Source organism: Synechococcus sp. M16CYN (assembly GCF_040371545.1).
Classification (GTDB): domain Bacteria; phylum Cyanobacteriota; class Cyanobacteriia; order PCC-6307; family Cyanobiaceae; genus Parasynechococcus.
On record NZ_AP029048.1, the window covers coordinates 966,528 to 987,414 of the forward strand.

General features: G+C 50.5%; 34 protein-coding genes, 1 tRNA gene and 1 pseudogene. 3 read left to right on the forward strand and 33 right to left on the reverse strand.

The window, feature by feature from the left end:
• Positions 1-205: 205 nt before the first annotated feature.
• From ABWV55_RS04605 to alr, 3 genes are all read right to left on the reverse strand, one after another.
• On the reverse strand, positions 206-358 hold the full coding sequence (locus tag ABWV55_RS04605; protein ID WP_353292494.1) for an AlpA family phage regulatory protein: 153 nt from the start codon (positions 356-358) through the stop codon (positions 206-208).
• Between the two features lie 362 nt (positions 359-720).
• Positions 721-809 (reverse strand) — tRNA-Ser (locus ABWV55_RS04610).
• A gap of 37 nt (positions 810-846) precedes the next feature.
• Entirely contained in the window at positions 847-1,974 is a 1,128-nt protein-coding gene (alr, locus tag ABWV55_RS04615; protein ID WP_353292495.1) for an alanine racemase, read from the reverse strand.
• Between the two features lie 72 nt (positions 1,975-2,046).
• On the opposite strand from alr, the pseudogene ABWV55_RS04620 reads away from it, so the two are divergent.
• A pseudogene (locus tag ABWV55_RS04620) lies at positions 2,047-2,524 on the forward strand (HNH endonuclease).
• Positions 2,525-2,536: 12 nt separating this feature from the next.
• On the opposite strand, the gene prfA reads toward ABWV55_RS04620, so the two are convergent.
• The 30 genes from prfA to rplC all read right to left on the reverse strand — a co-directional run bounded on the left by prfA (position 2,537) and on the right by rplC (position 19,020).
• Entirely contained in the window at positions 2,537-3,628 is a 1,092-nt protein-coding gene (gene prfA / locus ABWV55_RS04625; protein ID WP_353292496.1) for a peptide chain release factor 1, read from the reverse strand.
• Between the two features lie 9 nt (positions 3,629-3,637).
• Positions 3,638-3,883 (reverse strand): 50S ribosomal protein L31, encoded by a 246-nt coding sequence (gene rpmE, locus ABWV55_RS04630; protein WP_353291028.1) that lies wholly within the window; start codon positions 3,881-3,883, stop codon positions 3,638-3,640.
• Between the two features lie 14 nt (positions 3,884-3,897).
• A complete protein-coding gene (rpsI, locus tag ABWV55_RS04635) occupies positions 3,898-4,296 on the reverse strand; it encodes a 30S ribosomal protein S9 (protein WP_353291029.1) in 399 nt (132 codons plus the stop codon).
• Positions 4,293-4,745, reverse strand: a complete 453-nt coding sequence (rplM, locus tag ABWV55_RS04640) for a 50S ribosomal protein L13 (protein WP_353291030.1) — start codon at positions 4,743-4,745, stop codon at positions 4,293-4,295. The genes rpsI and rplM overlap by 4 nt, the downstream gene beginning before the upstream one ends.
• 106 nt (positions 4,746-4,851) lie before the next feature.
• Positions 4,852-5,775, reverse strand: a complete 924-nt coding sequence (gene truA, locus ABWV55_RS04645) for a tRNA pseudouridine(38-40) synthase TruA (protein ID WP_353291031.1) — start codon at positions 5,773-5,775, stop codon at positions 4,852-4,854.
• Between the two features lie 32 nt (positions 5,776-5,807).
• Positions 5,808-6,158: a 50S ribosomal protein L17 gene (gene rplQ, locus ABWV55_RS04650; RefSeq protein WP_353291032.1), complete on the reverse strand. Its 351-nt coding sequence runs from the start codon at positions 6,156-6,158 to the stop codon at positions 5,808-5,810.
• Positions 6,159-6,213: 55 nt separating this feature from the next.
• Complete coding sequence (locus ABWV55_RS04655) at positions 6,214-7,152, reverse strand: DNA-directed RNA polymerase subunit alpha (protein ID WP_353291033.1); 939 nt, start codon at positions 7,150-7,152, stop codon at positions 6,214-6,216.
• A gap of 45 nt (positions 7,153-7,197) precedes the next feature.
• Positions 7,198-7,590 carry a 30S ribosomal protein S11 gene (rpsK, locus tag ABWV55_RS04660; RefSeq protein WP_353291034.1) on the reverse strand — a complete coding sequence of 131 codons (393 nt, stop codon included), beginning with the start codon at positions 7,588-7,590 and terminating at the stop codon, positions 7,198-7,200.
• A 39-nt stretch (positions 7,591-7,629) separates the two neighbouring features.
• Complete coding sequence (gene rpsM / locus ABWV55_RS04665) at positions 7,630-7,995, reverse strand: 30S ribosomal protein S13 (RefSeq protein ID WP_353291035.1); 366 nt, start codon at positions 7,993-7,995, stop codon at positions 7,630-7,632.
• A gap of 109 nt (positions 7,996-8,104) precedes the next feature.
• The gene (gene rpmJ, locus ABWV55_RS04670) at positions 8,105-8,218 is read right to left on the reverse strand and encodes a 50S ribosomal protein L36 (RefSeq protein ID WP_353291036.1); all 114 of its coding nucleotides are present in this window, start codon (positions 8,216-8,218) and stop codon (positions 8,105-8,107) included.
• 47 nt (positions 8,219-8,265) lie between these two features.
• Positions 8,266-8,817, reverse strand: a complete 552-nt coding sequence (locus ABWV55_RS04675; RefSeq protein ID WP_353291037.1) for an adenylate kinase — start codon at positions 8,815-8,817, stop codon at positions 8,266-8,268.
• Between the two features lie 45 nt (positions 8,818-8,862).
• The gene (gene secY, locus ABWV55_RS04680; protein ID WP_353291038.1) at positions 8,863-10,182 is read right to left on the reverse strand and encodes a preprotein translocase subunit SecY; all 1,320 of its coding nucleotides are present in this window, start codon (positions 10,180-10,182) and stop codon (positions 8,863-8,865) included.
• 110 nt (positions 10,183-10,292) lie between these two features.
• Positions 10,293-10,751 (reverse strand): 50S ribosomal protein L15, encoded by a 459-nt coding sequence (rplO, locus tag ABWV55_RS04685; protein WP_353291039.1) that lies wholly within the window; start codon positions 10,749-10,751, stop codon positions 10,293-10,295.
• Positions 10,752-10,758: 7 nt separating this feature from the next.
• A complete protein-coding gene (gene rpsE, locus ABWV55_RS04690) occupies positions 10,759-11,400 on the reverse strand; it encodes a 30S ribosomal protein S5 (RefSeq protein WP_353291040.1) in 642 nt (213 codons plus the stop codon).
• A 17-nt stretch (positions 11,401-11,417) separates the two neighbouring features.
• A complete protein-coding gene (rplR, locus tag ABWV55_RS04695) occupies positions 11,418-11,786 on the reverse strand; it encodes a 50S ribosomal protein L18 (protein WP_353291041.1) in 369 nt (122 codons plus the stop codon).
• A 35-nt stretch (positions 11,787-11,821) separates the two neighbouring features.
• Entirely contained in the window at positions 11,822-12,361 is a 540-nt protein-coding gene (gene rplF, locus ABWV55_RS04700; protein ID WP_353291042.1) for a 50S ribosomal protein L6, read from the reverse strand.
• A 14-nt stretch (positions 12,362-12,375) separates the two neighbouring features.
• A complete protein-coding gene (gene rpsH, locus ABWV55_RS04705; RefSeq protein WP_353291043.1) occupies positions 12,376-12,777 on the reverse strand; it encodes a 30S ribosomal protein S8 in 402 nt (133 codons plus the stop codon).
• A 19-nt stretch (positions 12,778-12,796) separates the two neighbouring features.
• The gene (gene rplE / locus ABWV55_RS04710) at positions 12,797-13,336 is read right to left on the reverse strand and encodes a 50S ribosomal protein L5 (RefSeq protein WP_353291044.1); all 540 of its coding nucleotides are present in this window, start codon (positions 13,334-13,336) and stop codon (positions 12,797-12,799) included.
• 41 nt (positions 13,337-13,377) lie between these two features.
• Positions 13,378-13,689, reverse strand: a complete 312-nt coding sequence (rplX, locus tag ABWV55_RS04715; protein WP_353292579.1) for a 50S ribosomal protein L24 — start codon at positions 13,687-13,689, stop codon at positions 13,378-13,380.
• A 48-nt stretch (positions 13,690-13,737) separates the two neighbouring features.
• Complete coding sequence (rplN, locus tag ABWV55_RS04720) at positions 13,738-14,103, reverse strand: 50S ribosomal protein L14 (RefSeq protein WP_353291045.1); 366 nt, start codon at positions 14,101-14,103, stop codon at positions 13,738-13,740.
• Positions 14,100-14,399, reverse strand: coding sequence for a 30S ribosomal protein S17 (gene rpsQ, locus ABWV55_RS04725; protein WP_353291046.1), 300 nt, complete (start codon positions 14,397-14,399; stop codon positions 14,100-14,102). The genes rplN and rpsQ overlap by 4 nt, the downstream gene beginning before the upstream one ends.
• Positions 14,400-14,414: 15 nt before the next feature.
• Positions 14,415-14,624: a 50S ribosomal protein L29 gene (rpmC, locus tag ABWV55_RS04730; protein ID WP_353291047.1), complete on the reverse strand. Its 210-nt coding sequence runs from the start codon at positions 14,622-14,624 to the stop codon at positions 14,415-14,417.
• Between the two features lie 3 nt (positions 14,625-14,627).
• Entirely contained in the window at positions 14,628-15,104 is a 477-nt protein-coding gene (rplP, locus tag ABWV55_RS04735) for a 50S ribosomal protein L16 (RefSeq protein ID WP_353291048.1), read from the reverse strand.
• A gap of 15 nt (positions 15,105-15,119) precedes the next feature.
• Positions 15,120-15,848, reverse strand: coding sequence for a 30S ribosomal protein S3 (gene rpsC / locus ABWV55_RS04740; RefSeq protein ID WP_353291049.1), 729 nt, complete (start codon positions 15,846-15,848; stop codon positions 15,120-15,122).
• Between the two features lie 18 nt (positions 15,849-15,866).
• Positions 15,867-16,238, reverse strand: a complete 372-nt coding sequence (gene rplV / locus ABWV55_RS04745) for a 50S ribosomal protein L22 (protein ID WP_353291050.1) — start codon at positions 16,236-16,238, stop codon at positions 15,867-15,869.
• A 3-nt stretch (positions 16,239-16,241) separates the two neighbouring features.
• Positions 16,242-16,517: a 30S ribosomal protein S19 gene (gene rpsS, locus ABWV55_RS04750; RefSeq protein WP_353291051.1), complete on the reverse strand. Its 276-nt coding sequence runs from the start codon at positions 16,515-16,517 to the stop codon at positions 16,242-16,244.
• A gap of 35 nt (positions 16,518-16,552) precedes the next feature.
• Positions 16,553-17,416: a 50S ribosomal protein L2 gene (gene rplB, locus ABWV55_RS04755; protein ID WP_353291052.1), complete on the reverse strand. Its 864-nt coding sequence runs from the start codon at positions 17,414-17,416 to the stop codon at positions 16,553-16,555.
• A 17-nt stretch (positions 17,417-17,433) separates the two neighbouring features.
• On the reverse strand, positions 17,434-17,736 hold the full coding sequence (locus tag ABWV55_RS04760; RefSeq protein WP_353291053.1) for a 50S ribosomal protein L23: 303 nt from the start codon (positions 17,734-17,736) through the stop codon (positions 17,434-17,436).
• Positions 17,729-18,364, reverse strand: a complete 636-nt coding sequence (gene rplD / locus ABWV55_RS04765) for a 50S ribosomal protein L4 (protein WP_353291054.1) — start codon at positions 18,362-18,364, stop codon at positions 17,729-17,731. The genes ABWV55_RS04760 and rplD overlap by 8 nt, the downstream gene beginning before the upstream one ends.
• Positions 18,364-19,020 (reverse strand): 50S ribosomal protein L3, encoded by a 657-nt coding sequence (rplC, locus tag ABWV55_RS04770; RefSeq protein WP_353292580.1) that lies wholly within the window; start codon positions 19,018-19,020, stop codon positions 18,364-18,366. Before rplC ends, rplD begins: the two co-directional genes overlap by 1 nt.
• A 396-nt stretch (positions 19,021-19,416) precedes the next feature.
• On the opposite strand from rplC, the gene ndhN reads away from it, so the two are divergent.
• Positions 19,417-19,878 (forward strand): NAD(P)H-quinone oxidoreductase subunit N, encoded by a 462-nt coding sequence (ndhN, locus tag ABWV55_RS04775; RefSeq protein WP_353291055.1) that lies wholly within the window; start codon positions 19,417-19,419, stop codon positions 19,876-19,878.
• On the forward strand, positions 19,845-20,882 hold the full coding sequence (locus ABWV55_RS04780) for an LdpA C-terminal domain-containing domain (protein WP_353291056.1): 1,038 nt from the start codon (positions 19,845-19,847) through the stop codon (positions 20,880-20,882). The genes ndhN and ABWV55_RS04780 overlap by 34 nt, the downstream gene beginning before the upstream one ends.
• Positions 20,883-20,887 lie beyond the last annotated feature (5 nt).

Below are 20,887 nucleotides of genomic sequence, written 5' to 3' on the forward strand. Positions count from 1 at the left end.
AGTTTTTTTGTATTAATTTCCCTCAAATCTTCTGTGTGTGACTGCAAAGTAAAGGCCCTATCTACTATAGCAAGGATCATATTTAATGACTAATTAATTTCCGCATTTTTATGTGTTTTCTTGCTATTTTTCGTTGACTTAATTATTTTTTTGTGTGATTTTATCGTCATTATTATTAATAATTATTATGAGTATGGTTGGTTTTCTATCTTATTATATTCTCGCTTAAACTTAGTGGCCTTGGGAATAAGCCGGTTTTCATGCAACGGTAAACTATATTCTTCGAAAGAGCGACTATTTGAATGACTTGCTTTGTAGTCAAGAGTTTGTTGTTTAAGTCGATGATATATTGCCACAATTGCTGGTAATTAAATTATAAATATTCCACATAATCTTATCCATTCTAGATAGAGATTCGTTGCTGCATAAACTATTTGGTGTCTTAATCATATTAATTAGTGTACTTCTGAGTTTCATTCAGGCTCCCTACGAGTAGTGGCGGGAAGGACTACAAGGCTCTGAATTGGCCTTACTTCAACTTTGTGGTTTGGCATGCACTGACATAACTTGATTCTAGCGAATAGCTGCTTCTCAAAGATCTAAGGCTTACCCCAACTTCAGCTTACAACGTCGAAACATGCTGACACTCAGCATTCAGTACTTGCGATAGCTTCAGGGCTGTAAAGGGCTCACTAGGAACCTCCTAAGACAGCGTTAGAACGGAGAGGGAGGGATTTGAACCCTCGACAGGAGTTGCCTCCTGTAACTCCTTAGCAGGGAGCCGCTTTCAACCACTCAGCCACCTCTCCACACACTTCCTCGATTCTATCAAGGCTTGATAATCAGTTAAACCTCGACTCGAGGTAATCTATGTTTGAAACCACAAAGGATTTCCCAGGGGATTGAATGACAGCGCTCGCTCCAGGTCTGCGGTGTTATTTCGGCTTCATGGTCACGTCCCAACAGTGTTACGGTACTGCCAGGACCAAGTTCTGGTGCATTTGTTACATCGATTAAAAGCTGATCCATGGTGATTGCCCCGATTTGGGGCAGATGTTTGTTGCGATACAGCGCGTGAATTCGTCCACTGAGAGCACGCACCACGCCATCAGCATAGCCGATGGCGACAACTGCCAGTCGCACAGAATTTTGGCTGACGTATTGATGACCGTAACTAACTCCAGTGCCCGCTGGGATCTCGCGGATTAGAGTGACTTTGGCTCGGACTGATAACGCTGAGCGCAAGGGCACTACATCAGCTAAATGTGTAGCCGGAGGGTGCCCGTAAAGAGCAAGGCCCACTCTCACCATATCGTGATGCAGGGTTGTTGTTAACAAAGTACCGGCGGAGTTAGCTAAATGAAAGCAAAGCCCGCGCCCCTGCTGAGGCAATGCCTTGATTACGGCACGGAATCGCTGTTGTTGGAGTTGAGTGACAGTTGTGTTGCGATCATCAGCGCAAGCCAGGTGACTGTAGACCCCTTTCAATTCCAAGTCCTTAAGATTTTGGATGTCTCGGATGGTCGAAATACCATCTTTTAGTGCACATCCAAGTCTGCTCATGCCTGTGTCGACTTTGAGCTGAACTTTGAATCGTCTACCGCTGTCCTTCGCAAGTTCGTCGCAGACTCTGGCATCGTCCAAGCTGCTGAGCGTCGGCATGAGCTGCCAATGCAAGCAGGTACGCAGTTCTTCAGCCTCACAAAGGTTGCTCAACAGTAGAATCGGTGCTTCAAGACCAGCCTTCCTGAGCTCCAGTCCCTCTTCTAAGGTGGCAACACCGAGGCTTGTGGCTCCTCCTCGAAGTGCCGCTTTGGTTACTGTGACGGCACCATGGCCGTACCCATCAGCTTTAACTACAGCCATCAGACGCGTTTCCGGACTGAGGTATCGGCGCAAAGCTTTAGCATTAGCTTCAATAGCTGCCGGTGATACCTCTACCCAGGCGCGCTGGTATGGATTCTGACCCGACATAACGATAATGTCCAGGGCTACCTAGACAAACTTGGTATGGCCAATAGCATGGACCGCGATTAGGGAGCTGGCATGAGCCAGATTCTCATTCTCAATGCATCCTACGAGCCTTTAAATATCACAACCTGGCATCCGGGCCATGGTGATGATACTTAAAGGGAAGACAGAAAGCCTCGAACTTTGTAGTCCAAAGGAGAATACACTTCCCAACAGTAATTGGCTTACGTCGAAACGTATGTATGCCTTTCCATCAGATGCTCCCCACTGATTGTAACATCCTTTATCGGGACAATCACAGTTGCCAATACTGCGGTTGCTACGGCTGGTTACTTTTAATCGATCCCTGTTATTCCTAAAAATCGCGGTGATACCGGTGCATGGGAAAACGTCACTACTGTTTGTCTTAACTGCAACGTGTATAAGGGAGATCATAACTCCGAAGGAAGAGAAGATGCTGCTGAAGCAAGTTCCTCGTTGCCTATCGAGCAGTTTGACGTTTGAAACAATCAGCCAGATTCACACAAAGCGCTATGGCGAGTGGGTTCAGTAAGTTATTGATGCTTTAAGACATTTCATTAAAGGCTTCTAGCTTTTGACGCTGCTCTTCGGCTATGCATGCTTCGGTAAGATTCTCTAGTTGGCCTTGAAGTACTAATTCAAGAGAGAAATTACGTCCAAGGCGATGATCGGTTGTTCGATTGTCCTTGTAGTTGTAGGTGCGGATCTTTTCAGAACGATTGCCGCTGCCGATTTGGGTGCGCCGACGGTTACTTTCGCGATCAGCGGCGGCTGCCAGTTCTCGCTCAAGTAATTTGGCTCGCAGTATTTCAAGTGCACGTTCACGGTTTTGCAATTGAGAACGTTGCTGCGTGCAGAACACACGTATTCCTGTTGGCTTGTGAAGCAAATCCACGGCAGTTTCCACTTTGTTGACGTTTTGGCCGCCGGCTCCTCCCGAGCGGGCCGTGCTAATTTCTAGATCCTTCGGATCAAGCTGCACTTCCACCGCTTCTGCTTCAGGCATGACCGCCACCGTAGCAGTCGATGTGTGCACACGTCCCTGGGATTCTGTGGCCGGAACGCGTTGTACACGATGAACGCCTGCCTCAAATTTCAGTTGGCTGAAAACGCCTATTCCTTTAACAGACAAGATAAGCTCCCGGAACCCTCCCAGGTCTGCCTCTGTACAACTCAGTTGTTGTATAGACCATCCCAGCTTCTGCCCATAGCGCTCATACATTCGGGCTAGATCTCTCGCCCAAAGACAGGCTTCGTCGCCACCAGTCCCCGCCCGAATCTCAAGCATCACACTACGATTGTCGCGTGGATCGCGAGGAAGCAAAGCAAGGGTAAGACGCTGCTTTAAGGCAGTGTATCGGCTCTCTAAATCATTGAGCTCGTCTTGAGCGAGTTCAGACATCGCAGCGTCTTCACGATTATCTCGCAATAACTCACGAGCATCAGATTGCTCCTGCTCAAGCTTTTGAAGTTCCTCGAAACCTCGAATCAAGGGTTCAAGTCTTGATCGTTCTCGGGCAATAGTTTCCAGCCTCTTTGGATTATTCGTAACATCAGGATCCGATAGCTGCCGTTCCAAACTATAGAAGCCAGCTGTAGCCGTCTGTAACCGGCTGGTCAAAGTCGAGGCATCCATAGCCGTGCCTTAGGCTTGGGTTGCAATCGCCCCAATGTTGTTTTTCTTACTTCCCATACCGTACTTCTTCATAAAACGATCCACGCGTCCCTCTGTATCAAGGATCTTTTGCGTACCTGTGAAGAAGGGATGATTTCCACTCCAGACATCAACATGAATCTCTGGCTGAGTGGCACCAGTGGTCATGACCACCTCGCCGTTGCAGATTACCTTGGCATCAGGATACCAAGTGGGATGTATGTCAGGTTTAGGCATTGTAAAACCAAAAATCAGCGTTTAGAGAATTGAGGTGCTTTGCGAGCCTTTTTGAGGCCATACTTGCGACGTTCCTTGGCTCGTGGGTCACGGCTTAGATGGCCTTCCGTCTTGAGAGGTTTGCGATTATCTGCAGAAAGCTCACAAAGGGCGCGAGCGGCACCTTGCTTAATGGCTCCGGATTGACCAGTTAGCCCGCCACCGTGAACATTAACGAGGATGTCATATTCGCTGGTAAGACCTAATGTCTCTAAGGGAGCTTTGACAGCAGCAATGTAAGCTGGGTTGTAGTTAAGGTAGTTTTCTCCGGGGCGACCATTGATAGTTATTGTTCCGTTTCCAGGAACCAGGCGCACGCGAGCGACGGAAGTTTTACGGCGACCAGTCCCCCAATAGGCAGCGGAGTTACTCATTTGGCGGAAGCTGAAGGATTAAGCTGAAAGGGTTGAGGTCTCTGGGCTAAGTGAGGGTGACCGTTACCCTTATAAACCTTGAGCTTGCGGAACATTTGACGTCCCAATGCGTTGTGGGGGAGCATACCTTTAACCGCCTTCTCTACAATCCTTTCAGGAATGCGTTTCTGAAGGGATTCAAAGCTTTCTACCTTTATTCCACCAGGACGACCTGAATGACGGCGATAGAGTTTTCGCTGTGCTTTTTTACCACTGACTCGAATCTTTTCGGCGTTGACAACCACCACAAAATCACCAGTATCAAGGTGGGGTGTGAAGCTGGGGTTATTTTTGCCGCGTAAAACGGAAGCTATCTCAGTCGCAAGGCGACCAAGGGTCTGATTAGCAGCATCCACCACATACCACTGACGGTTGATCGAGCTAATTGAGGGAAGGGAAGTTTTGTTCATCTCACCGGCATGTCAGTTTTGGTAATACTCCACTTGGAACAATATAATCGTACAGGAGATAGATCAATCGTGGATTGATGGATGGGCTTACTTATCGATAAATTGTCTATCCAGAGCTGTAACGCGGCCGTGATATTGAGATGCCTGGTTCGGTTGACTTTGATAAGAGAGGAGGAGGATGTGGAGGGTCTTCCGCTGATAGAGAAAACCACGGCTGGCAATCGTACCAGCCGGCCTTACTGAAAATGGCCTCGTTGTAACCAGCTCGCAATAAGCAGAGTCCTTTGGCTGGAGCAGCCTCCCTTACTTCTTGACGGCGGCGTTCCTTCCAACGCTGCTCAAAGCCACTCACACTGAGACGATGCTCTCCAACGGCAACCAGCTGGGCCATCAAGAGCCGCACCATGCCGTAAAGAAAGCCGCTGGCTTGAATTTCAATACGTATGAGATCACCTTTGCGTTCCATCAACACGTCCTGAACAGTGGTACGTGAATGGGCGCGTCTACTACCGGCTCGCATGAAGGCGGCGAAATCATGGAGGCCAACTATTCCCTCCAATGCTTGACGCATTGCCTGTTCGTCAAGGCGATAGTGGTAACAATGCCAACTCCAGGGGCTGAGAAATAGGTTGGGTCGTTGACCATTGTACACAACATACCGGTAACGCCGGTAAATAGCAGAGTAACAGGCGTGCCAATCCCTGGGTCTCTCCACGGACTCACGCACTCTGATCGATGCTGGCAGGCGGCTGTTGAGAGCAAGAGCCCATCTCGAAGCCGGAATCGACTCAAAACAGTCAAAGTGAACCACCTGAGCAGCAGCATGAACGCCCGCATCTGTTCGTCCAGCTGCAAAACTCTGCGTTGGCCTTAGAGAATCGAGCTGGGCAATGGCCTCCTCTAAAACAGCCTGAACACTCCTTGCATTACGTTGTCGCTGCCATCCACAAAAACCTGAGCCTTCGTACTGTAGGCTGAGTGCGATTCGGCGGACAATCAATGCTTCGAGTGATACACGCAGGGAATCCAATAATCGACCATCGGGCTTAACGTCAGTTAGGGTTAGACTAGTTCGATTATGGCCATTTCGGCATTGTCACCACGACGGGGGACTGTACGGGTAATTCGGGTATAACCACCTTTACGATCGCCATAACGACCCGAGGCTTTGTTAAAGAGGGCGTGGACCAGTTGCTTGTCGTAAATGTAGCCAATAGCGCGCCGGCGGGAGGCCAGGCTTCCATTTTTTGCCAACGTGATCATTCGCTCCGTTTCATCACGCAAAGCCTTAGCACGAGCTTTTGTTGTAGTAATCCGACCTTCACGAATGAGATGGGTAGTAAGAGCGCGTAGCATCGCTTTACGCTGATCAGCGGGGCGACCCAACTGAGGAACTCGGTGCTGATGACGCATGATTGGTTTTGTCGTCGTAAGGGCCTTATGTATAGTAAGAAACCAGCGGCCTGAATTAGTTAGAAGTGCGGCTATGAGGAATGGAGATGCCGATACGTTCAAGTGCTTCGATCACCTCATCAGCTGATTTAGAGCCAAAATTCTTAATCTCCAAGAGATCTTCATAGCTGAACCCCATTAAATCAGACACAGAGTTAACCTGGGCGCGTTTGAGGCAGTTGTAAGCCCGAACGGAGAGATTTAAATCCTCGAGAGGAATTTGAGCTTCGGCGGATGGTTCTGGCTCAACGCCTACTTCTTCCACTAAGGTGACGGTAGCCAGGGGTTGGAATAGTTCCAGCAGTTTATTGGCTGTCTGCGCAAGGGCATCATCAGGCGTAATAGAGCCATCAGTAACGATTTCGATTCGTAGACGCTCACGAACAGAACCACCCTCGGCGACAGCTGTTTCGTCGATATTGAAGTTGACTCGCTTGACTGGCATAAACACCGCATCAATTTGCAAGAGATCGATGGAGCTAGTGCCTTCGTTGTGGCGATCGATTGGCCGGTAACCAATTCCTCGCTCTACATGAACCTCTAATTCCAGGCTGTGTCCTTCGGCAACCGTAGCGATCGTTCGGTTACCATCGACAACCTGTACCTGGGATGAAAACTGAAGGTCGCTAGCTCTTGCCTCAGCAGGACCAGCAACAACCAAGCGTCCAATTTCTAGTTCGGCAGAACGACTGTTTACCGACAATTCCTTGCAGTTCAGCAAAATGTCGAGAACGTCTTCGCGAACTCCGGGAACTGTTGAATATTCGTGATTTACACCAGCGATGCGAATCGCGGTGACGGCACTGCCTTCAAGGCCGCCCATTAGAACACGGCGTAACGCGTTGCCTAGGGTTGTGGCCTGGCCGCGCTCGAGCGGGCCAATTATGAACACACCGGTTTGGGCGCGATCCTCGGCTGTTTGATGCTCAATGCAATCGATCTGGTACTGCAGCACGGTCTGAAGCAATGTAGAGAGTAAAAACCGGGAAAGAAGACTGGCTCAGACGCGACGGCGCTTAGGCCGACGGCAACCGTTATGGGGTAAAGGGGTGACGTCTCTGATCAGGGTGATTTCCAGACCGGCGACCTGGAGAGCACGAATAGCCGTTTCACGGCCAGATCCTGGACCACGAACCAAAACTTCAATTTGACGCATGCCTTGTTCAAGAGCACGACGGGCAGCAGCTTCTGCGGCTGTTTGTGCAGCAAAGGGGGTCCCCTTACGCGCCCCCTTAAAACCGCTGGCACCAGCAGACGACCAGGCGATAACGTCGCCAACGGTGTCGGTGATCGAAACAATCGTATTGTTAAAAGTGCTCTGGATGTGGGCAACGCCGTTAGGGACGTTGCGTTTGACTTTCTTAGAGCCTGACTTCTTAGCGGTTTTAACCATGGGCCGTTACGTACAATGAGTAAAGAAGGGAGAGAAGAATTACTTTTTCTTACCAGCCACAGTCTTGCGAGCACCACGACGTGTGCGGGCATTGGTACGCGTGCGTTGGCCACGGACCGGAAGACTCATTCGGTGACGACGGCCTCGGACGCAGCCAATGTCTTGCAGTCGTTTGAGAGCCATGCCCTCTTGTCGACGCAAATCACCTTCCACAGTGAAGGCCTCGGTGGCGCTACGGAGCTTCTGAATATCACCATCCTCGAGGTCTTTGACCCGGGTATCGGGGTCCACCCCCGCTTTGACCAAGATGATTTTGGCCCGAGTTAGGCCAATCCCGTAAATGTATGTAAGCGACACCTCGACTCGCTTATCGCGAGGGATGTCAACGCCGGCAATCCGTGCCACGGAAATTCAATCGAAGGGGACATTAAGGGCCTTCTGCATGTCGAAGGCAATGGAAAACTGAGTTGATGAAGCGGTTGGCTTCACAACCAGCTGGATAGAAACGCTGGGATTAGCCCTGGCGTTGCTTATGCTTCGGATTAGTACAAATCACCATTACCCGGCCGTGACGACGGATTACTCGGCATTTGTTGCACATTTTCTTAATAGAAGCGCGCACTTTCATGAAGCGTGGCTTTCCAAGTTTCCAGGCGGTAATCCTACCATTATTAGTCAGCTCAGCATATTCGTAATTCGCTCAGTGACTTCCTCAACCGAACCATGAGCTGAAACACTGACAAGCAACCCTCTCTCTTGATAGTAGTTGATTAAGGGTGCTGTCTTTGTCTGGTACACACGCAGGCGGTTACGGATCACCATCTCGCTGTCGTCGGCTCGACCGCGGTCGAGCATGCGCTTGATCAACATGCTCTCATTCAGCTGCAATAGTACAACGGTCTCGATCGGTTGCTGGAGCTCTGTGAGCAAAGGTGCCAAAGCTTCGGCTTGAGGGATTGTTCGTGGAAAACCATCAAGAAGCCAACCTTCCCCTGAAATAGACCTCATTTGTTTTTCAACGATGGCCAGAACAAGCTCGTCGCTGACTAGTTCACCTTGACTTATCACAAATTCGGCTTGTTTGCCAAGTTCTGACTTAGCTATTACTTCGCTTCTCAGAAGATCACCCATGGAAAGGTGGTTTATACCATTAGAGTCGCATAGTCTTGTTGCCTGAGTACCCTTGCCGGCTCCAGGTGGACCGAGTAAGAGAAGGCGAGTTTTCATCGAATAATTGAGCGAAATGACGTCTATAGATGATGCATTTTAAATTCACTGGCGCACTAGGCCTTCGTAACGCTGAGAGATCACGTAAGTCTGAACTTGTTTAGCTGTATCAATAGCGACGCCGACCAAAATGAGCAGCGATGTAGCACCAAGCCCTTGAAATGTCTGTACGTTGGTAGCACGTTCCACAGCGGCAGGAATGATGGCAACCGAGCCGAGAAACAAACCACCTAGCAATGTAAGCCTGTTTTGAACACCTGAGAGGTAATTAGTTGTCGCGCTGCCAGGACGCACACCCGGAATAGCAACACCGCCCCTTTTGAGGTTGATGGCAATGTCTACTGGGCTCACTGTCAGAGAAGCATAGAAATAGGAAAACCCGAGAATCAGCGCGAAAAAGGCTAGGGCGTAAGGCCAGGGATTAGCAGCATTAGGGCTGAGTGTGCTTGCCACACGAATTAACCATTCGCTTTTGGTAAGGTTGGCAGCCGTAACTGGAAGCAAAATAAGAGCTGAGGCGAAAATAATCGGCATCACCCCACCGGCGTTTAATTTAAGTGGCAGATAACTTTGGCGTGTTGGCAAGACTCCGGTTCCATTAACTTGGCGCTTGGCACTCACGATTGGGATCCGCCGAGCACCCTCCTGAACAAAAATAATTCCCACAATAGTCGCCAAAAATACTAAAACCAAAACGATAATCCCTATAACCGTGTCTCTATCTCCAGTTTGAGCGGCCTCGACCGTGGCTCCGAGTGTACGGGGGAGAGTAGCGACGATATTCAAAAAGATTACCAAAGATGCTCCTTGTCCAATCCCTCGCTCTGTAATTATCTCTGCAATCCACATAACCACCATCGACCCGGTCACAAGCGCTAAGGATGTCTGTATGACGAAAGCGACCTCACTGAGACCTTCAATAGAGTACTGGCGTAGAATTGTGGCGAATACTAGGCTTTGAATCATTCCCCATCCTAAGGCAACATAGCGAGTAATCTGGGCTATTTTTCGGCGACCTGCCTCTCCCTCATTCTTCTGAAGATTTTCTAGTTGAGGCAATGCTGCTGTTAGCAACTGAAGAATAATTGATGCATTGATGAAGGGAAGAATCCCGAGTGCAAAAATACCCAGAGTCGAGATACCTCCACCCGTGAAGATGTCTAGAAAGCCAATCAACTGTCCACCTTGGTCTATGAACTGTTTGAATGCTTCGCGGTTAATCCCAGGTATTGGGATATAAATGCCAAGGCGGACCAAGAGCAGTAGGCTAAGGGTAGTAAGCACACGACCGCGCAAACCTGGATTTGTGATCAGCTGGCCGATCACTTCTGAAGCGTTAGGGTTGCGTCCCCGACTAACGAGCATATTTGGAAAAATAAAATTTAGATAAATGTAGTTAACTTGTCGAGAGCCTGAACTCCTGTTGATGTCTCAGACCATAGGGCTTATAAAGCAGACAGATCAGTTTGACCCGTTTAGCTAGTAAGGGTTTCGCAACTACCACCAACAAATTCAATTTTGCTGCGTGCCGAAGATGTAAAAGCTGAAGCTTGGACCGTCAAATTTTTCGTAGTAAGTTCACCATCTCCAAGAATCTTAAGGGGATGTTTAGAGCTAGTGACAATGCCATCTTTAGCTAAAGAATCCAAATTTACAATACTGTTCTCTTTAATACTGTTTAAAGCAGAAACATTCAAAAGAGTAAAAGATTTAGGGTTAACTAAGGGAAAATGCTTCAATTTTGGGACGCGACGATATAGGGGCATCTGACCACCTTCAGATCCTGGGCGAGTCGATCGACCTGAACGAGATTTCTGACCACGCATGCCGAAACCGCAGCTTGCGCCTTGACCAGCAGCAATGCCACGTCCTTTGCGCGATTTGCGGCGACGGGAGCCTTTATTGGCCTTGAGAGAGTTGAGTTTGAAGGTCATTGTGAAATCAGGAATAAATCTGCTCAAGTGATATTCCTCGTTCTTTTGCAGTCTCCTTGTGAGTGCGGAGACTGGATAGAGCCACCATGACAGCTCTTGCGTTGTTAAGAGGGGTCTTACTTCCTAAGCGTTTCGCTAAGACATTTTTGATGCCAGCGAGTTCAAGAACAGTACGGATAGAACCACCGGCGATAACACCAGTTCCTGGAGCCGCAGGCCGGATTAGTACGCTGGCAGCACCATCATGTCCATTTGACAATGTCGGAATGGAGCTGTGACGGGTGAGGGGCACTTTAACAAGATTCTTTTTGCCATCCGCAACGCCTTTGCGAACAGCACCAATTACATCGCCAGCTTTGCCGACACCAACACCAACTTGACCTTTTTCGTTTCCGACGACAACAATGGCTCGAAAACTCATTTTTTTACCACCTTTAACAGTTTTGGAGACGCGGCGGATTTGCACCACACGCTCCTGCCATTCGGAATCACGGTCTTGGCTACGCCGGTCACCGCGGCGTCCACCGCGCCGGTCGCCGCGACCACCACCACCGCGACGTTGTTCTTGCTGTTGAACTTCACCCGCAGCTGGCACATTTGCTGCACCAGGTACAGCACTAGAATTAGATTGGGAAGAGGAATCTGTCACAGTTGTAGAGGCAGGTATTAAAACTGAAGGCCTGCTTCTCGAGCAGCGTTAGCAAGAGCTTCGATCCGGCCGTGGTAGAGGTTGCCTCCACGATCAAAAACCACCTGATGGATGCCCTTAGTTATCGCGCGCTTAGCAACAAGCTCACCAACGGCGACCGAAGCATCACATCCACCACTGTTGGTTTTGAGATCAGGACGAAGCTCCTTATCAATGGTTGAAGCAGAACAGAGCGTACTTTGAGCAACGTCGTCGATAAGCTGGGCGTATATATGGTTGTTGGAGCGAAAAATAGCCAGTCGGGGACGGCTGGAAGTGCCGGCAATATGGCGACGCAAGCGCCTATGGCGTTTTCGTGTCTGTTGCTTGCGAGTGAGTTTTGACATAGATGGGTGAGGAGGAGTAACGCCGCTTAAAAGGCTTATTTTTTGCCAGATTTGCCTGCTTTTCGCAGGATGCGCTCACCCTCGTATTTGATGCCCTTGCCTTTGTAAGGCTCAGGAGGGCGAATTGAGCGAATCTTAGCGGCCTCGTTGCCCACTAATTCTTTGTCGATGCCTGAGACGACTACCTTAGTATTGTTATCTACCCTGAAAGTAATACCAGCAGGAGCTGTGATTTCAACAGTATGGCTGTAGCCAGCACTTACTACCAAAGTTGTGCCCCTAACCTGCGCACGAGAACCAACGCCGACAATTTCGAGAGTTTTGCTATAGCCGTTGCTCACCCCCTCTAGCATGTTTGCAACAAGGGTGCGACTTAATCCATGGCGTTCACGCGAGATGCGTTTAGTACTTGTGGGAGCGACAATAACTGTGTTGGCCTCCTGTCTAATGCTGACGCCCTCAGGAAGCCTACGCTCGAGTTCGCCCTTGGGGCCTTTGGCTCTAATCGTTAGACCATCGAGAAGTATGGTGACTTCATTCGGGATAGAGACAGGATTTTTTCCTATACGTGACATGATTTAGTTCCAGATCAATAGACATAACAGAGGACTTCGCCTCCAACTTTCTCGCGGCGCGCATCACGGTCGCTCATCACACCTTTAGAGGTTGAAATGATTGCTATGCCGAGACCTCCAAGGACCTTGGGAAGACCGCGAGTGTTTTTATAAATTCGAAGTCCCGGTTTACTTACGCGTTGCATGGATCGAATAGTAGGTAAACGGTTCTTACCGCTGTACTTGAGACAGAGAACCAGCTCAGCTTTGAAGCCTTCGCCTTCTTCGTTGATTTCGGAGATGAAACCTTCTTGGCGCAAAACTTTAGCAATACTACGAGTTATCCGTGAAGCAGGAATTTTGGTGGTCTCGTGACGTTTCTCACTCGCATTGCGAATGCGGGTGAGCATGTCGGAAATCGGGTCGTGGTTAGCCATAGTTATTGACAGAAAGGGTTCAATTGCTCCGGAATGGCATTCCTATTGCGCTAAGGAGGGCCTTACCTTCTTCGTCAGAACGGGCAGTAGTGACAATGGTGATATCCATGCCTCTGATGGCATCGATTTGGTCGAAGGAAATTTCAGGGAAAATGATTTGTTCTCGTACCCCGAGGGTGTAGTTGCCACGTCCGTCGAAGCTTCTCGGACTTACTCCGCGAAAGTCGCGAATTCGCGGTAGTGCAAGGTTAATAAGGCGCTCTAAGAAAGCGTACATTCGATCACCTCGCAGGGTTACAGAGCAGCCAATCGGCATGCCCTGGCGTATTTTGAAACCTGCAATTGCCTTCTTGGCACGGGTCACAACAACCCTCTGGCCGGTGACCTGTGCAAGTTCTCTTACCGAGGCCTCGAGGGATTTGGCATTAGTAGCAGCCTCGCCGAGTCCTCGGTTGACGGTGACTTTCACCAACTTCGGGACTTCGTGGATGTTGGCGAGAGAGAGATCCTTCAATAGCTTGGGCTGGATAGTCTCCCGGTAACGCTTCTTAAGTGACATGATGCAGGTGGGGTGCTTCCGTACTTGGTCAGAAATCGGGATTAGTCAAGGACTTCACCTGTCTTTTTAAGTCTGCGCTTTTTGGTACCATCTTTTTCAATGATGATCTCAGCTCGGCTTGCTATTTTCCCGCTAATTGAGTACAGCATCACGTTAGAAGCGTGTATAGATGCTTCCTCAGTGACGATGCGCCCGTTCTCCCCCTCTTGGGACGGTTTTTCGTGACGGGTGCGTATATTGACTCCTTCCACGACTAGGCGATTCTCATTAGGCAAAGTGCGAAGTATGGCTCCGGTCTTACCTTTGTATTTGCCAGCGATCACCTGTACGGTATCGCCTTTGCGAATTCGCATCTTAATGCGCTCAGCGGCCTTGGACTTTGAGGTTGCTGCAGTCACGATTCAAATGACCTCCGGAGCTAGGGACACAATTTTGGTAAAACTACGATCCCTCAGTTCTCGGGCCACGGGTCCGAAAACACGGGTGCCTCTGGGGTTCTTGTCATCGTTGATGATCACGGCTGCATTGTCGTCAAATCGGATCGAATTGCCTGTATCGCGACGCAGGGTGGCCTTAGTACGAACCACGACTGCTTTGACTACATCAGACCTCTTGACACCCATGTTGGGCATCGCATCTTTGACAGTGGCGACAATGACGTCGCCCACATGGGCGTAGCGACGATTTGTTCCCAGCACGCGGATGCATTGAATTCGTTTGGCGCCACTGTTGTCAGCAACGGTAAGGAGGGACTCCTGCTGAATCATTGGGTGACCTCTGGGGATGCTCCTTTTGCATTAGCATCGGCAGTGTTCGACTTTGCACTACGACTGAGCACCTCGGCTATCGCCCAATGTTTTTGTCGACTCATCGGTCTGGTTTCCATAATGCGGACCCGGTCACCAATGCGACAGAAATTGTCTTCATCGTGTGCTTTGTAGCGAGTGGTGCGGCTAACTGTCTTTTGATAAATGGGGTGAGGGAAACGGGTTTCCACCGCAACCACCACAGTTTTTTCCATCTTGTCACTTACGACGGTGCCGACCCGTTCTTTGACTGCCATGATTTAGAGTAGGGATCAGGAGATGATGGAGCGTTGGCGTTCTGATTGCACCGTCAGCAATTGGGCCAGCTTGATACGGGTTTCTTTAAAACGGTGCGTGTTGACGAGCTGCCGTGTAGCTCGCTCAAAACGCAGCTGAAAAAGCTCGCGGCGCAAACCATCGATTTTCTCGCTAATATCCGCATCAGAAAGGTTACGAACCTCATTAGCGTTGGTATGGGCCATAACTTAGTGCTCCGCAGTAGCAGCCTTGACAGTGGCCGGAGTTAAGGCTCCAGCGTTCTTTTTTTCTTCCTCTAGGATGATGAATTTAGTTTTTACGGGCAGTTTGTATTGAGCCAGGCGCATGGCTTCTCGTGCAATCTCGGGGGTGATTTCCTCACCACTCATTTCGAAAAGGATCCGGCCTGGCTTGATCACGGCCACCCAGAATTCTGGGTTACCCTTGCCAGAGCCCATGCGGGTTTCGGCAGCACGCATCGTGACCGGTTTGTCAGGGAAAATGCGAATCCAGATTTTTCCACCACGTTTGATATAACGGGTCATGGCACGGCGACTGGCTTCGATTTGGCGCGAAGTAATCCAGCCACATTCTTGGGCTTGTAAAGCAAACTGACCAAAGGCAATGGTGTTGCCTCTAGTCGCGATGCCACGCATACGACCTCGCTGTTGTTTGCGGAATTTGACACGTTTTGGACTAAGCATGGTTTAAATCTCCGATCAACCCTCACTTGAGCGGTCCTCGAACTGTTGAGGCCTGCGACTGGCCCGGCGACGGGGACTAGCCCCCACTGGCACTGTTTGAGATTGTTCGCTTAGCACTTCACCCTTGAATACCCAAACTTTTATCCCAAGAACACCATAAGTAGTTTTGCCCACCCTGGTTGCATAGTCAATATCAGCACGAAGGGTGTGCAGAGGGACGCGGCCTTCGCGAGTCCACTCGGTCCGTGCAATCTCAGCGCCATTAAGGCGTCCAGATACCTGGATTTTCAACCCTAGGACGCCAGCTCGCTGAGCTCGCTGCACAGCCATTCGAATGGTGCGACGAAACGCCACACGTTTTTCCAGTTGTTGGGCGATGTATTCAGCCAAAAGAAACGCATCGCCGTCGACACGTTCTACTTCGACAACATTGATTCGCACGTGGCGACTCTTGTCTCTAACGGTCTTCTGGATTCCAGCACGAAGATCTTCAATACCGCTGCCCTGCCGTCCTACAAGAACGCCGGGACGTGCTGTTTTCAATTCAACTTCAAGTTGATCGGCCTTGCGAGCTATCAGTACATCACTGATACCGGCAGAACCGTATTTCTTGTGAATGAATTTTCGGATCCGATCGTCTTCTTGTAGAAGAGCCGGATATGTTTTACCGGAGGCATACCAGCGTGACCGGTGTTCTTGGGTAATCCCCAGGCGTAGACCGATTGGATGAATTTTATGTCCCATTAGGTCGGAATCCGAGGGTCAGGAGTTGGTCTGAATAGTCACAGCAATACTGATGTGGCAGGTTTGCTTTTTAATTTGGTAGGCCCTGCCTTGGGCCCGAGGCCGGTATCGCTTCATAGAAGGGCCTATGTCGGCACTGGCACGCGAGATGACGAGAGAGGTTGGATCAAGACCGAGGTTGTTTTCGGCATTGGCCACTGCAGATCTGAGCACCTTGGTGATTGGTTTAGTAGAGCGATAGGGCATGAACTCGAGCATGATCAGAGCGTCGCGATAAGTACGGCCTCGAATTTGGTCGAGCACACGACGTACTTTCGAAGCAGAACCGCGGATGAAACGTCCGTGAGCTTGAGCAGTAGGGGCCGTCGTGGGGGTAGTGGACGAAGCCATAGCTCAGCGGCCTCCTTTCTTGTCTTTGGTATGGCCCTTGAAGGTGCGAGTAGGAGCAAACTCCCCCAGTTTGTGGCCCACCATTTGCTCGGTGATGAACACCGGAACATGAGACTTGCCGTTATGAACAGCAATGGTGTGGCCGATCATTGTCGGCAGGATTGTCGAAGCACGTGACCAGGTTTTGATCACAGATCTATCGTTAGTGTTGTTTTGCCTTTCAACCTTACGGAGCAGGCTGTCAGCGATGAACGGGCCTTTTTTGAGTGAACGTCCCATAATGAGTTTAAGAAGCGGCCAAATTTATATAAAATTCAGGAATCACGCCCGCCACGGCTCCGCTTGGACGTCTTGCGACGTTTCCGCAGTACGTATCGGTTGCTAGGTTTATTCCGCTTGCGAGTTTTAAGGCCAAGAGCGGGTTTGCCCCAGGGGGTCACCGGACCAGAGCGGCCGATTGGTGCCCGACCTTCACCGCCACCGTGGGGATGATCGCAGGGATTCATCACACTGCCTCGTACCTGGGGGCGACGTCCAAGCCAACGGCGCCGACCGGCTTTACCGAGACTTGTGTTGCGCACTTCTGAGTTGCCAACCTCACCAACAGTGGCGTAGCACTCACGCCGAATCAACCGAACCTCGGTAGAGGGTAGTTTAAGAGCTACATAATCACCTTCCTTAGCCATTACCTGAGCACTAGCCCCAGCAGTTCGCACTATCTGCCCACCACGACCGGCATAGAGCTCGATGCAATGCACACTGGAACCGAGGGGTACTGACGAAAGTGGCATTGCATTACCGTTTTCAACGGGTGCTTCTGGACCTGAAACCACCGTTTGGCCGACCCGCACCCCTGCATAAGCAAGAATGTAGCGCTTTTCGCCATCGGCGTAAAAGAGCAAAGCCAACCGGGCGTTACGATGGGGGTCGTAGTGGACCCCTGCCACTTTAGCGGCGACGCCGTGTTTGTTACGGCGAAAGTCTACGAGGCGATAAAGCCGCTTATGACCGCCACCGCGATGGCGGCAAGTGATGACGCCGCGGTTGTTACGGCCTTTGTGGCGGTGCTTGGAGACCACCAGGTTCTTTTCCGGCTTGCGGCCGGTGACCTCGCTGAAGTCAGTGACGACGCGGCTGCGCGTGCTGGGGGTATAGGGGCGGAATTTACGAATTGCCATAGTTTGAGTCAGACCCTTCAGGACTCAGGAAAGAGTTGAATCGAGTTGCCCTCAGCTAAACGCACTACTGCCTTCTTAACCCGGGTACGCTTGCCTGTGAAACGGCCCATACGACGGGATCGTCTCGGAGGTATCATGGTGCTAATACCTGCCACTTTTACATCAAAAAGCTGCTCGATAGCGGCTTTGATGTCTGGCTTTGCAGCACGATGGTCAACCTCAAAGGTGTATTGGTTTAACTCGAGAACACGGGTTGCCTTCTCAGTAATCAATGGCTGGCGAATAACATCTGCCAAACGTGATCGGAAATGCTTAGTCATCTCCGTAAACCTCCTGAATGGTTGCAAGGGCTTCCTCCCCCAATAACAAAGTGTTGGCATGGAGTAGGTCGAAGACGTTGAGATGATTAGCTTGAATCAGCTTCACTCTCTGAAGATTGCGTACGGAACGATGTACCACCTCGGAGGGATTCGTCAGGATGACTAGCACCTTGGCATCCTTATTGATGCCCAGACGTCCGAGTGCATCGGTAATTTCACGTGTCTTCGGGGTTTTAAGGGCTGATCCAAAATCCTTCACTACAGTGATGTCATCAACACGAGCCATTAGCGCCGTCCGCAGCGCCAGACGACGCTCCTTGCGATTCATAACGAGGTTATAACTGCGAGGTTTGGGTCCGAAAATGATGCCGCCACCGGGACGTAAAGGGGTGCGAACAGACCCTTGGCGTGCTCGACCTGTCCCCTTCTGCTTGTAGGGCTTTCTACCACCACCACGTACCTCTGAACGAGTGAGAGTGCTTGCATTGCCTTGGCGAACGTGAGCTTGCTGACGCAAAACAGCACGGTGCATGAGGTCCCTAGCAGTGGCTTCTTTCGCTATTTTGAGATCCAAGGTTACCTCACCAGCTTCTCTACCCTGCCAATCACGAACTACACAGCTGGTCATCACTCACCTCTTTGGGCAAGAGAGGCGCCTACGCGCACGGCTGGCCGAATATTCAGCAGCGCCCCAGGTTTTCCCGGAACGGAACCCTTTACCACCAACAAGTTGCGATCGATATTCACTTTGAGAATGACCAAGCCGCGGGTTGTGGTTCTTTTACCGCCGTGCCGTCCTGACATCCTCTTGCCAGGATAGATTCGACCCGGGGTCGTGCCGGCGCCGATGGAACCTGGTTGCCGATGTTTTTTTGAGCCATGGGTCATTGGACCACGTCTAAAACCGTGGCGTTTTTGCAAGCCTGCAAAACCTCGACCCATAGTGTTGCCGCTAATGTCCACTTTTTGGCCAACTTCAAATTCGCCAACTGTGATGGAACCACCAAGTTCGAAGCCGTCAACATTGTGAATGCGGTATTCGCGAAGGTGGCGCAAAAGGTTCTCGCCTGATTTAGTGAGGTGACCTTTTGAAGGTTTATTGATCAGCTTCTCGCGAGTTTTGCTGAAGCCGATCTGCACCGCGGCGTAGCCATCAGTGTCATCGTTTTTAAGTTGTGTGATACGGCAGGGACCGGCCTCGATCAAAGTGACGGGGACCGCTCTGCCTTGCTCGTCGAAGAGCTGGGACATGCCCAACTTCTTCCCGAGAATGCCGATTGACATGGAAGGGAAAAGCACCAACTGGAACAACCACTCTCCGGTTTCCCGGATGGGGCAAAAGTGCCGATCGAAAAACACAGCCACGATCCGAGACGATGTTCCGAAATTGAACGGCTTTCGAACGGGACTAGCGTTTGATGACTCAGCGAGGCTAGGACTTGCTTAAGCAACTGCTTGCTCAAAAAGTTTCCCGGCGGATGTCAAGTCTCAGAAAGAGAATCTAGTGACCGCTTTGGCCCAAAAATCCGGCATAATCGCCGAATCTGCTCTGTCAGCCGAATGCCCGGCTAGCGGACGGGCACAGAAGTGCAGAACGGTCACTTAGTCTACACCACTAACTAAAAAACGGCCCCCTTGTTTGCTTAGCTGCCAGACTCTTGCGATTGTTATACAACCCCCATGCCCCTACTCATCAACAGCCGGGGATTTCGCCGTGATCTCGAAGCCAATGGGTGCCTTGCTGTTCACTCCCCACTTGAAGGGGGGTTTGAGACGCGCTTATTGCGACGACTCCGCTGTAGTGGTTACCGTACCCGGATTACTTCGGCACGAGGCTTGGGTGATCCTGAGGTTTTCCTGACTCGAAAGCACGGGATTAGACCGCCACACCTCGGTCATAATTGTGTCGGTCGTGGCGCTGCTGTTGGAGAAATTCAACAGGTTGTTCCATTGATGGGGGATCTGTTCGATGGTGTGGATTCTGTAGCGCTATGGCTTTTAGAAGGCCAAGTTCTTTCGCGGTCTGAGCTGTTATCTCTTTGCGATCTCTGTAAGCGTGAATCTCGCCTTCACATAATTGTGGAGATGGGTGGAGCTCGTAGCCTTCGATGGCAATCAATGCAGGCCTTACTCAACGTTTAAGCCCGGAGGAGTCGCTGACTCATGGCTGTTGGGTCAAATTAATCTGTGGCGCAAGCAATCAAGACCTGCCATCAATCACAGATCTTTGTGCAGTTTATTCCATGGTAGGCGTGCACTGCATTGATGTTGCTGCCAATCCAGCGGTTGTTCATGCAGCACGTCTGGGTCTTGCTTGGGTCGAGGAGCGCAGTGGTTACCGTCCCTGGTTGATGGTCAGTCTAAGTGATGGGTTGGATGTTCATTTTCGCAAGGCTTGGTTTGACCCAACCCATTGTCCACCAGAATGCAAACGCCCTTGCCAGCATGTCTGTCCTGCCGAAGCTATCGCTGAGTGGGCGGCTGTCGATCCACAACTTTGCTATGGCTGCGGACGTTGTTTGCCGGCTTGTTCTTACGGTTTGATTAAAGAACAAGATTACAGTTTCAACCTTGAGGCTGTCGGTGATTTACTTGTGACGCTCCAGCCTGATGCCGTGGAGATTCATACGGCACCAGACCATGATCAAGGTTTTGATGTTTTGATGGGAAGTCTCGATAAAGTTTCGTTGTCTTTGCAACGACTTGCGGTTAGTTGTGGTCTTGAAAGGCGTGGGATGGGAATGGTGCCGGAGCGCATTGCAACAACCCTTTGGCGTCGTCACGCTCGATTAAGACACAGCGGTTTTCGACCGCTATGGCAGCTGGATGGAAAACCAATGAGTGGCGATATTGGAGCAGGAACTGCACGCTCGGCTGTTAAGCTGTGGCGAGCAATGAATTCTATAGCGCCTCCAGGCCCTCTTCAGCTGGCTGGTGGGACAAACCATCATACACTTAAACATCTCGACTGCCAAGAACGCCCTGCCGGGATCGCTTTTGGTGGTGCGGCACGACGGCTTCTCATGCCACTGTTAAGAGAAGCTCAGCACCGTGGTATTTCCTTAAGAGATTGGCCCGAGGGTTGGGAGCGAGCCACGACTTTGGCGCAAGTGTTGGTAGCGCCGTGGATCAACCGATCTTGCTAAAAATC

What these genes read in the sequence shown, in the direction of transcription:
- rplQ (WP_353291032.1), bottom strand. Translation starts at nt 6,158, where the DNA reads ATGCGTCATCAGCACCGAGTTCCTCAGTTGGGTCGCCCCGCTGATCAG.
- rplE (WP_353291044.1), bottom strand. Translation starts at nt 13,336, where the DNA reads ATGTCACTTAAGAAGCGTTACCGGGAGACTATCCAGCCCAAGCTATTG.
- rplV (WP_353291050.1), bottom strand. Translation starts at nt 16,238, where the DNA reads ATGGCTTCGTCCACTACCCCCACGACGGCCCCTACTGCTCAAGCTCAC.
- prfA (WP_353292496.1), bottom strand. Translation starts at nt 3,628, where the DNA reads ATGGATGCCTCGACTTTGACCAGCCGGTTACAGACGGCTACAGCTGGC.
- rpsQ (WP_353291046.1), bottom strand. Translation starts at nt 14,399, where the DNA reads ATGGCAGTCAAAGAACGGGTCGGCACCGTCGTAAGTGACAAGATGGAA.
- rpmJ (WP_353291036.1), bottom strand. Translation starts at nt 8,218, where the DNA reads ATGAAAGTGCGCGCTTCTATTAAGAAAATGTGCAACAAATGCCGAGTA.
- rplB (WP_353291052.1), bottom strand. Translation starts at nt 17,416, where the DNA reads ATGGCAATTCGTAAATTCCGCCCCTATACCCCCAGCACGCGCAGCCGC.
- rpsS (WP_353291051.1), bottom strand. Translation starts at nt 16,517, where the DNA reads ATGGGACGTTCACTCAAAAAAGGCCCGTTCATCGCTGACAGCCTGCTC.
- alr (WP_353292495.1), bottom strand. Translation starts at nt 1,974, where the DNA reads ATGTCGGGTCAGAATCCATACCAGCGCGCCTGGGTAGAGGTATCACCG.
- rpsI (WP_353291029.1), bottom strand. Translation starts at nt 4,296, where the DNA reads ATGAGTAACTCCGCTGCCTATTGGGGGACTGGTCGCCGTAAAACTTCC.
- rplF (WP_353291042.1), bottom strand. Translation starts at nt 12,361, where the DNA reads ATGTCACGTATAGGAAAAAATCCTGTCTCTATCCCGAATGAAGTCACC.
- rplX (WP_353292579.1), bottom strand. Translation starts at nt 13,689, where the DNA reads ATGCGAATTCGCAAAGGCGATACCGTACAGGTGATCGCTGGCAAATAC.
- rpsK (WP_353291034.1), bottom strand. Translation starts at nt 7,590, where the DNA reads ATGGTTAAAACCGCTAAGAAGTCAGGCTCTAAGAAAGTCAAACGCAAC.
- rplC (WP_353292580.1), bottom strand. Translation starts at nt 19,020, where the DNA reads ATGTCAATCGGCATTCTCGGGAAGAAGTTGGGCATGTCCCAGCTCTTC.
- ABWV55_RS04760 (WP_353291053.1), bottom strand. Translation starts at nt 17,736, where the DNA reads ATGACTAAGCATTTCCGATCACGTTTGGCAGATGTTATTCGCCAGCCA.
- ndhN (WP_353291055.1), top strand. Translation starts at nt 19,417, where the DNA reads ATGCCCCTACTCATCAACAGCCGGGGATTTCGCCGTGATCTCGAAGCC.
- rpmE (WP_353291028.1), bottom strand. Translation starts at nt 3,883, where the DNA reads ATGCCTAAACCTGACATACATCCCACTTGGTATCCTGATGCCAAGGTA.
- ABWV55_RS04675 (WP_353291037.1), bottom strand. Translation starts at nt 8,817, where the DNA reads ATGAAAACTCGCCTTCTCTTACTCGGTCCACCTGGAGCCGGCAAGGGT.
- rpmC (WP_353291047.1), bottom strand. Translation starts at nt 14,624, where the DNA reads ATGGCCCATACCAACGCTAATGAGGTTCGTAACCTTTCTGATGCGGAT.
- rplM (WP_353291030.1), bottom strand. Translation starts at nt 4,745, where the DNA reads ATGAACAAAACTTCCCTTCCCTCAATTAGCTCGATCAACCGTCAGTGG.
- rpsC (WP_353291049.1), bottom strand. Translation starts at nt 15,848, where the DNA reads ATGGGACATAAAATTCATCCAATCGGTCTACGCCTGGGGATTACCCAA.
- rplR (WP_353291041.1), bottom strand. Translation starts at nt 11,786, where the DNA reads ATGTCAAAACTCACTCGCAAGCAACAGACACGAAAACGCCATAGGCGC.
- rpsH (WP_353291043.1), bottom strand. Translation starts at nt 12,777, where the DNA reads ATGGCTAACCACGACCCGATTTCCGACATGCTCACCCGCATTCGCAAT.
- rplD (WP_353291054.1), bottom strand. Translation starts at nt 18,364, where the DNA reads ATGACCAGCTGTGTAGTTCGTGATTGGCAGGGTAGAGAAGCTGGTGAG.
- rplN (WP_353291045.1), bottom strand. Translation starts at nt 14,103, where the DNA reads ATGATTCAGCAGGAGTCCCTCCTTACCGTTGCTGACAACAGTGGCGCC.
- secY (WP_353291038.1), bottom strand. Translation starts at nt 10,182, where the DNA reads ATGCTCGTTAGTCGGGGACGCAACCCTAACGCTTCAGAAGTGATCGGC.
- ABWV55_RS04780 (WP_353291056.1), top strand. Translation starts at nt 19,845, where the DNA reads ATGGCAATCAATGCAGGCCTTACTCAACGTTTAAGCCCGGAGGAGTCG.
- rplO (WP_353291039.1), bottom strand. Translation starts at nt 10,751, where the DNA reads ATGACCTTCAAACTCAACTCTCTCAAGGCCAATAAAGGCTCCCGTCGC.
- rplP (WP_353291048.1), bottom strand. Translation starts at nt 15,104, where the DNA reads ATGCTTAGTCCAAAACGTGTCAAATTCCGCAAACAACAGCGAGGTCGT.